Source organism: Amycolatopsis sp. NPDC051373, from assembly GCF_040689465.1.
Taxonomy (GTDB): domain Bacteria; phylum Actinomycetota; class Actinomycetes; order Mycobacteriales; family Pseudonocardiaceae; genus Amycolatopsis.
Genome location: NZ_JBFBAE010000009.1, coordinates 320,711 through 327,572 on the forward strand (window position 1 = coordinate 320,711; position 6,862 = coordinate 327,572).

The window sequence follows — 6,862 nt, forward strand, 5'->3', positions numbered from 1 at the left end:
CGTAAATCTACACTGTTGTCGTAGTTTATGGCGCCGTCGCCGGGGGAAGGCGCAGGGAGGTGGCGAAGAAGTCACGCTGGTCGGGTTGCAGGTAGCGGCCCAGGCTGCCGGGCATGGCGGGAAGCAGCTTCGTCGCGCCCGTGTTCAGGTCGGGCCGGTAGCTGTTGAAGGTGACCATGGGGGAGTGGATGTCGAGCTCCATGCCCTGCTGGATGCCCGCTTGGACCATGGCGTCGGCGAGGGTGTGCAGGGTCAGGCCGGTACCGCCGACGTAGAGGAGGTTGCCGGCTCGGTCGGTGCCGAGGCCTGATCGCCAGGTGTACTGGAACTGGTTCGACGCGCTGCCCCAGTGGCCTGCCGGGTTGAGATCCAGCCCCCGCACGGGAGCGCCGTGGTCGATCACGAGGTCGAGGTTCTGGCGCACCGCGGCGATGTTCGCGTTCATCGTGGCGTCCCGTCCCCATTGCGCCACGGACACCCGCCCGGTGTTGTCGATGACGACCGACGCCATGCCCTCGTGGAGCGGCGCGACGGTGGTGCCATCGAGGTAGAAGCCGCCGTTGCAGTCCTTGAGCTGGAAACCGGAGTTGAATGCGGCCACGAGCGTGCTGTGCATTCGGGAAGGAATCGCGGCCGGGCCGGGCCCGCCGGGGTCTTTCGTGCCGGCGAACAATTGTGTGCGCACCAGGGACTGGTTCAGCCATGCGACGCCCGCGACCACGCTCGCGTGGGCCGGGTCGGGCTGGATGAACGTGGTGTATTCGGCGACCTGGTTGCCACTTCGTGCCTCGGGGGTCCACTCGCCGGCTCCGGCGGCGGCGGACGGGCCGACCGGGAGGTTCTGCGGGCGCGGGCCGGCACCGCCGGCTGCCGGGTCTCCCATCATGGGCAGCTCGCCGGCCGACGGCGGTGCGCTCGAGGGTGGGTGCCGGGTGAACCACCAGTTCTCCACGGCGTTGACCACACGACCGAGACCGATGTCCCGCAACCAATCCACGGTCCGGACCGAGACGCTCGCGTCGCCGGGGTAGGTCAGTGCGTAGGCGTACGTTCCGGCTGGATAGCCGACCAGTGCCGCGATGACCAGAAGCACGATCCGCCGCCGCCAGCGTCGCTTCGGGGGCGCGGGAGCGGTCGGGCTCGGTGAAACCGGGTGGAAGAAAAGCTGATCGGCGGACATGATCCCAAGCTATTGCCGGCTCGGTGCACGCTCGGAAAGCCGGAGGTTAGTGACAGGGAAAAACGCATTCCCCGGCGAACGCGAACCGATTTCGCCGTCCGCGCGGGCAAGCGAACAGTCCGCTCAGGTTAGCGGCAGGCAAAATGATCGCGCGCCGCCCCGGAATCGGGAAACGTGGATATTCTCGGCTCATGGCCCGAGTCCTTGTCGTCGAAGACGACCGCACCATCGGTGAGGTTCTGCACACGAGCCTGACCCAGCACGGGCACGAGGTCACGTGGCACACCCACGGCCGCACGGCCTTGCAGGACGTCGCGAAGCAGCCGTGCGACCTGGTGCTGCTCGATCTCGGCCTGCCGGACCTGGACGGCGCTGAGGTGTGCCGCGAGCTGCGCGGCGCGCTGCCGGCCTGTGTGATCGTGATGCTCACTGCGCGTGCCGACGAGATGGACGTGGTCGTGGGGCTCGAGGCGGGCGCGGACGACTACCTCGTGAAACCGGTGCCGCTGGGCGAACTGCATGCTCGTCTGCGCGCGCACCTGCGACGCCACTCGACCGATCGCAGCCAGGTCGAGATCACGCTCGGCCGGCTGCGGATCGACCCGGCGGCGCGGCGGGTCACCGTGGACGGGATCGAGTTCCAGTTGCGCGCCAAGGAGTTCGAGCTCCTGCTGCGCCTGGCCCAGGACCCCGGCAACGCGGTGAGCCGCGAAGCGCTGATGGCCGACGTGTGGGATGCCCATTGGTTCGGCTCGACCAAGACGCTCGACGTCCACATCGCCACGCTGCGGCGCAAGCTGGCCGAGGCCGGCGGTGTGGGTCCGATGCCGGAGATCGCCACGCTGCGTCGGCACGGCTACCGGCTCGAGGAACCGGAAGGGTGAGCCCGTGCGCCGCCGCATCGTCCTGACGACGGTGCTCGCCGCGTTGGTCGCGATCGGGCTGTTCGGCGTTCCACTGGCCGTCGCGGTCGCGCGCTACTTCGTCACGGCCGAGCGCGCCGAACTCGAACGAGCCGCTGACTCCTACGCTCTCGACGTCTCGGCCGACATCCTGCGTCACCGCACCCCCGACCGCACACCTGCCACCGAGGACCCCACCTTCGTGGCGGTCTACAGCCCGGCCGGCACGCTGCTCGCCGGTGCCGGCCCGCCCACGCTCGCCGACGCGGGCGAAGCCACCGCGGCGGGCGAAGTCCTGTCCGCGGACACCTCCGGGGAACTGGTGGTCGTCGTGCCGATCAGCGACGACGGATCGGTGGTCGCGCTCGTGCGCGCCGCCACCGCGCGCACCGAGGTCTACCAGCACACCGGCGTGACTTGGCTCGGCATGGCCGGCCTGGCCGTTGTCGCCCTGCTGTCCGCCTACCTCGTGGCGCGCCGCCAGGCCCGGCGGCTGGCCCGCCCGCTCGAACAGCTGTCCGCGACCGCCCATGACCTCGGCGACGGCGACTTCAGCATCCGCGCCGACCGGGCCGGGATTCCCGAGATCGACTCGGTGGGCGAGTCCCTCGACTCCACCGCCGAACGGCTCGACGACCTGCTCGCCCGTGAACGCGCCTTCTCCGCCGACGCGTCCCACCAGCTGCGCACCCCGCTCGCCGGGCTGCGTCTGCAGCTGGAGGCCGCGCTGGAGAACCCGAAAGCGAACCTGCGCGACGTGGTCGAGGCCGGCGTCGCGACCACCGGGCGGCTCGACCGGACCGTCACCGACCTGCTCGCTCTCGCCCGCGACACTCCGCCTGTCCGCGACGACGCCACCGACCTCGCCGGCGAGTTCGCCGCCATCGAAACCGAGTGGGCGCCGGCCCTGGCCGATCACGATCGCGACCTCGTGCTGAAGGTGGAACCCGTTGTCGCCGGCGCCCGGCTGTCCGGCCCGGTGCTGCGCCAGATCATGACCGTCCTGCTGGACAACGCGCTGCGCCACGGCGCCGGCATCGTCACCGTGACCGCCCGCGACGCCGGCGACGTGCTCGCCGTCGACGTCGCCGACGAAGGCGAGGTCACCGGCACCGACGTGTTCGACCGCCGCTCGCCCGGCGCCCGTGGAACCGGGATCGGCCTCGCCCTCGCCCGCCGCCTCGCCGAAGCCGAGGGTGGACGCCTGCGCCTGACCCGCCCAGCGCCTGCTCTCTTCACCCTGCTGCTGCCGCTCGAGCCCTGACCGTGGCTACTACATTCATGTAGAATTTCGGTGACTGCAGTTGCTGTCTGCCAGGCCGGGAGGAAACCATGACCGCCGACGAGCCACTAACGGGGCCACAGCCGCCGGCCCCGGGGATCCGCTGTTCCGACGCCGAGCGCGAAACCGCAGCCACGGCGCTGCACGCGGCCGTCGGCGAAGGCCGGCTGTCACTGGCCGAAGTCGAGGAACGGACCGCGACGATCTACGCCGCGCGGTTCCGGCACGAGCTCGACGCCGTCCTCGCCGACCTCCCTCGTTCCGCTGCGCCCGCGCCGACCTCGGGATGGCGGCCCGTGCTGACGCTGGCCGCCCACCAGCTGGTTACGGACTTCATCACGCTCACCGGTCGTGGTGCCGCCGCCGGCACCCGCCGGCGGGCGTTCCTGATCGCGGCCACCGTCCTCGTGTTCGCGGCGATGCTGCTGCTCGCGGTGCACGGCATCGCCGACGACGGCCCACATCACGGCTTCGGCCGCGACTGACCCGAGACGACGTCAGCCGGCCGCTTGCTTGTTGTCCTTTGCGGACGACCGTGCGAGGAGGAGCGTGATGACCACGATGGACACCAGCGGGGCGGCCCCGGCGACCGCGAGGGCCATGATCACCGGTAGTCCGGCGTGGGGAGCCGGACCGCCGGGAGGCGCGGGCGGCGGAGTGAAGCGCGGGCGTGAGTCCAGATGGTGCCAGCGGGTCACTTCCAAGTGGGATGATGCGCCAGCTGCCGGCCCAGGCAGCCAGGCCTGTCGCGAGCAGCCGCCACAGGCAGCGGCGGTTCTGAAGGGTCACGACGTCACCACGTGCGGTCGAGAAGCGCCGTCCGAAGTGCCGGCGCTGAAATGCCGAGGGCGGTCAGGATCGGCGGCACCATCCCGCCAGACGTGCCGACCACGACAGCACCGAGGTGACTGGCCCCGGGCGGGGGACACGCCACGGCGCCTGGCCTCGGTGGCCGCGGCCCGCAGACAGGACCGGGCCCGACCGGTGATCGGCAGGTGTCCTGGTAGCCGCGGAGGCCGGGTCCGCGGCCAGGGTGGCGGGATGGGGCCGAAGTTGGTCTCGAGCGCTTCCCTCACCGCGTCCAGGTCGATGCCGATCGCGGCGAGCGCCTCGGCGTCCAGGTTGTCGAACGCCCGGCGTGGCCTGGCCAGGAGCCGGTCGGTCTGGGTGGCGACGCCGTCGGGAGTCAGGCCGTAGTCCCGGGCCACCTCGCCTACTCGGGTGGGTGCGTCCGCGACCGCGAAGAGCAGGTGCTCGGAGCCGATCTCGGGGTGTCCGAGCGTGCGGGCGCGTTCCTGTGCCGTCCGTACCAGGGCGCGGGCGTCCTCAGCTAACTGCCGGTTCCTCATTGCGGCCCCCGGATTCTGCGGCCGTGCTTGCGGTGCACCGTCTGCTTGCTCACGCCGAGTCGGGCCGCGATGTCCTGCCACGACCATCCCGACAGGCGCGCCCGGTCCACCTGCAGCGTCTCCAGTTCCTCCGTCAGCGCCCGCAGCGCCGCCACCGCCCGCAATCCGACGTCGGGGTCGGAACTGGCCGCGCTCTCGGCGATCTCCGCTCGTGTCTTCATCTCGTCAACATAAGCTGACGATGCCGAGGTGTCAACACAAGCTGACGATTGCGATCGGGACTTTGCTTGATCAATCAGGCGGGGCCGGCCGGAAGAACGGGTTCGGCCGGCCCCGGGGTCAGGCGCCGAGTCGGGCTGGGGTCGAGTGGTGGCGGCTGATGTTGCGTTCCAGCAAGCCGAGCGACTGCGCCACACCGACCCCGTCGGCGCCGAGCTCGGGGAGCCGGCCGTCGTCGTGCCGGAGCCGGATGAGCGCGTTGTCCATCGCCTCCTGCGCGGCGAACAGGCAGGGCGTGCTGTAGATCGCGACGTCGACCCCGAGCGCCGAGAGCTCGGGCAGGGACAAACGTGGCGACTTGCCGCCTGCGATCTGGTTGAACAGCAACGGTTTGTCGCCGATCACGGTCCGGATTTCCGTGATGGCGTCGGCGGAGCGGACGCCGTCGATGAGGACCACATCCGCGTCGGTGCGGGCCAGGGCTTCGGCGCGGCGGAGGATCTCGTCGTGCTCGGTGGCGTCGGTGCGGGCGACGACGACGAGATCCTGGCGGGCGGACAGCACGAGGTCGAGCTTTTCGAGGTACTCGTCAATGGGCAGGACCTGTTTGCCGTCGACGTGACCGCATCGGCGCGGTCGTTTCTGGTCCTCGAGGATGACGCCGGACGCGCCGAGCTGCTCCAGTTGCTGCACGACGTGGCCGGCGACCTCGGGGTCGACGTACCCGTCGTCGATGTCGGCGAGCAGGTGGTGGCGGGGCAACGCCAGGCGCAGCCGCTGCACGAAGGCGACCATGTCGGGCCACGCGATGAACCCGATGTCGGGCAGTCCGTAGTGGGACGCGGCGAAGCCGAACCCGGAGACGAACAGTCCGTCGTAGTGCTGTGCCGCGACCGAGCCGGAGAACATGTCGAAGACGCCGATGAGCGGGGTGATCGAATCCGAGCGGATGGCCGAACGGAGGCTTTCGCCGTAACGCACCTTTGATCTCCTTGCGGTGGATGTCGGTGATCTTGGTGCCGATGGTGGCCGGGGCAGGGTTAACGGCTCCCTATCGTGCGGACGGCTTGCGGCAAGACGGTTTCCTCGATCGGGTGGTGTTCGGCCTGGTGCTTCGGTCAGGCGGGTCGCCGTTGTGCTTTCACCTGGGGGAATTCGGTGTTGCCTGCCTGGAGGAGCGGTTCCGGGCGGGCGTGGACGGTGTGGTCGAGGAACGCGGTCACGTAGGCGCCCGTGATCGTCAAGACCTCGTCGAGGTCGCCGAGGGCGAGCTGGGATCTGAGTGGAGCGGCGAGGTAGTAGGCGTCGTAGTCGCTGAAGTCGAAGTGGCGGGCGCCGTCGATCTGGTAGCACCACGCCGGCCCGGCTGTCGCCAGCAGTTCGCGGGCGGCGGGGTCGGTGGTGGCCACCGGGCAGGTTACGGCCAGGCACATGTCGCCGGAGGCGAGGAGCAGGTGCGGTTCGGCGAGTCCGGTGTGGACGACGCAGCCGTAGGGCGTGCCGTCGCGATCGACGGCGCCGGCGCAGCGCGCCTCGGAGCGGCAGGCACCGGCTGCGGCGCCTGCCGCCGACTGGCGCCATCTCTCGAGCCGCGGATGCCAGACGGACAGGAACTCCCGCAGCGAGCCAGGACGGTCATGATGACGTCGGCCGCGGCGCTGCCAGGCTCCCGCCCTTCCCGGGGAGGACCACCCCAGCGCCGCCGGCATCCGCCATCCCCGCCGCCGGACTTGCGGTACTGTCCGTCGGCCTCGCCAGCCTGGCTCGTCGTGCTGGTACGGAGGCGCGGGAGCCAACGAAGTGCCGGCGTGATCGCGTCGGTCACCGGTGGCCGGCGCGCGGTGCGGGGGTGGCGGAGAACTGGCCCTGCCAGCTGGCTTGCGCGCCGGAGTCGCCGATGCGGTAGATGTCGTACGCGGCGCCGCCGGCG

The 6,862-nt window shown here is 70.7% G+C and carries 8 protein-coding genes; 3 read left to right on the forward strand and 5 right to left on the reverse strand.

All coding sequences use genetic code 11. The annotated features are described in order from the left end of the window. Nucleotides 1-25: 25 nt before the first annotated feature. A complete protein-coding gene (locus AB0383_RS19370; protein ID WP_364179640.1) occupies nt 26-1,180 on the reverse strand; it encodes a hypothetical protein in 1,155 nt (384 codons plus the stop codon). A 191-nt stretch (nt 1,181-1,371) separates the two neighbouring features. On the opposite strand from AB0383_RS19370, the gene AB0383_RS19375 reads away from it, so the two are divergent. The 3 genes from AB0383_RS19375 to AB0383_RS19385 all read left to right on the forward strand — a co-directional run bounded on the left by AB0383_RS19375 (nt 1,372) and on the right by AB0383_RS19385 (nt 3,849). Further along, on the forward strand, nt 1,372-2,064 hold the full coding sequence (locus AB0383_RS19375) for a response regulator transcription factor (protein WP_364179638.1): 693 nt from the start codon (nt 1,372-1,374) through the stop codon (nt 2,062-2,064). Nucleotides 2,065-2,068: 4 nt separating this feature from the next. After that, nucleotides 2,069-3,346 (forward strand): HAMP domain-containing sensor histidine kinase, encoded by a 1,278-nt coding sequence (locus AB0383_RS19380; protein ID WP_366188067.1) that lies wholly within the window; start codon nt 2,069-2,071, stop codon nt 3,344-3,346. 68 nt (nt 3,347-3,414) lie between these two features. Further along, nucleotides 3,415-3,849, forward strand: coding sequence for a DUF1707 domain-containing protein (locus tag AB0383_RS19385; RefSeq protein WP_364179634.1), 435 nt, complete (start codon nt 3,415-3,417; stop codon nt 3,847-3,849). 300 nt (nt 3,850-4,149) lie between these two features. Here AB0383_RS19385 and AB0383_RS19390 read toward each other — a convergent pair whose 3' ends face one another. From AB0383_RS19390 to AB0383_RS19405, 4 genes are all read right to left on the reverse strand, one after another. After that, nucleotides 4,150-4,800: a Clp protease N-terminal domain-containing protein gene (locus tag AB0383_RS19390; RefSeq protein WP_366188068.1), complete on the reverse strand. Its 651-nt coding sequence runs from the start codon at nt 4,798-4,800 to the stop codon at nt 4,150-4,152. Further along, entirely contained in the window at nt 4,710-4,934 is a 225-nt protein-coding gene (locus tag AB0383_RS19395) for a helix-turn-helix domain-containing protein (RefSeq protein WP_366188069.1), read from the reverse strand. Before AB0383_RS19395 ends, AB0383_RS19390 begins: the two co-directional genes overlap by 91 nt. A 118-nt stretch (nt 4,935-5,052) precedes the next feature. Beyond that, a complete protein-coding gene (locus tag AB0383_RS19400; RefSeq protein WP_364179629.1) occupies nt 5,053-5,913 on the reverse strand; it encodes an isocitrate lyase/PEP mutase family protein in 861 nt (286 codons plus the stop codon). A gap of 137 nt (nt 5,914-6,050) precedes the next feature. Next, nucleotides 6,051-6,641, reverse strand: coding sequence for a hypothetical protein (locus tag AB0383_RS19405; RefSeq protein ID WP_366188070.1), 591 nt, complete (start codon nt 6,639-6,641; stop codon nt 6,051-6,053). Nucleotides 6,642-6,862: the final 221 nt, after the last annotated feature.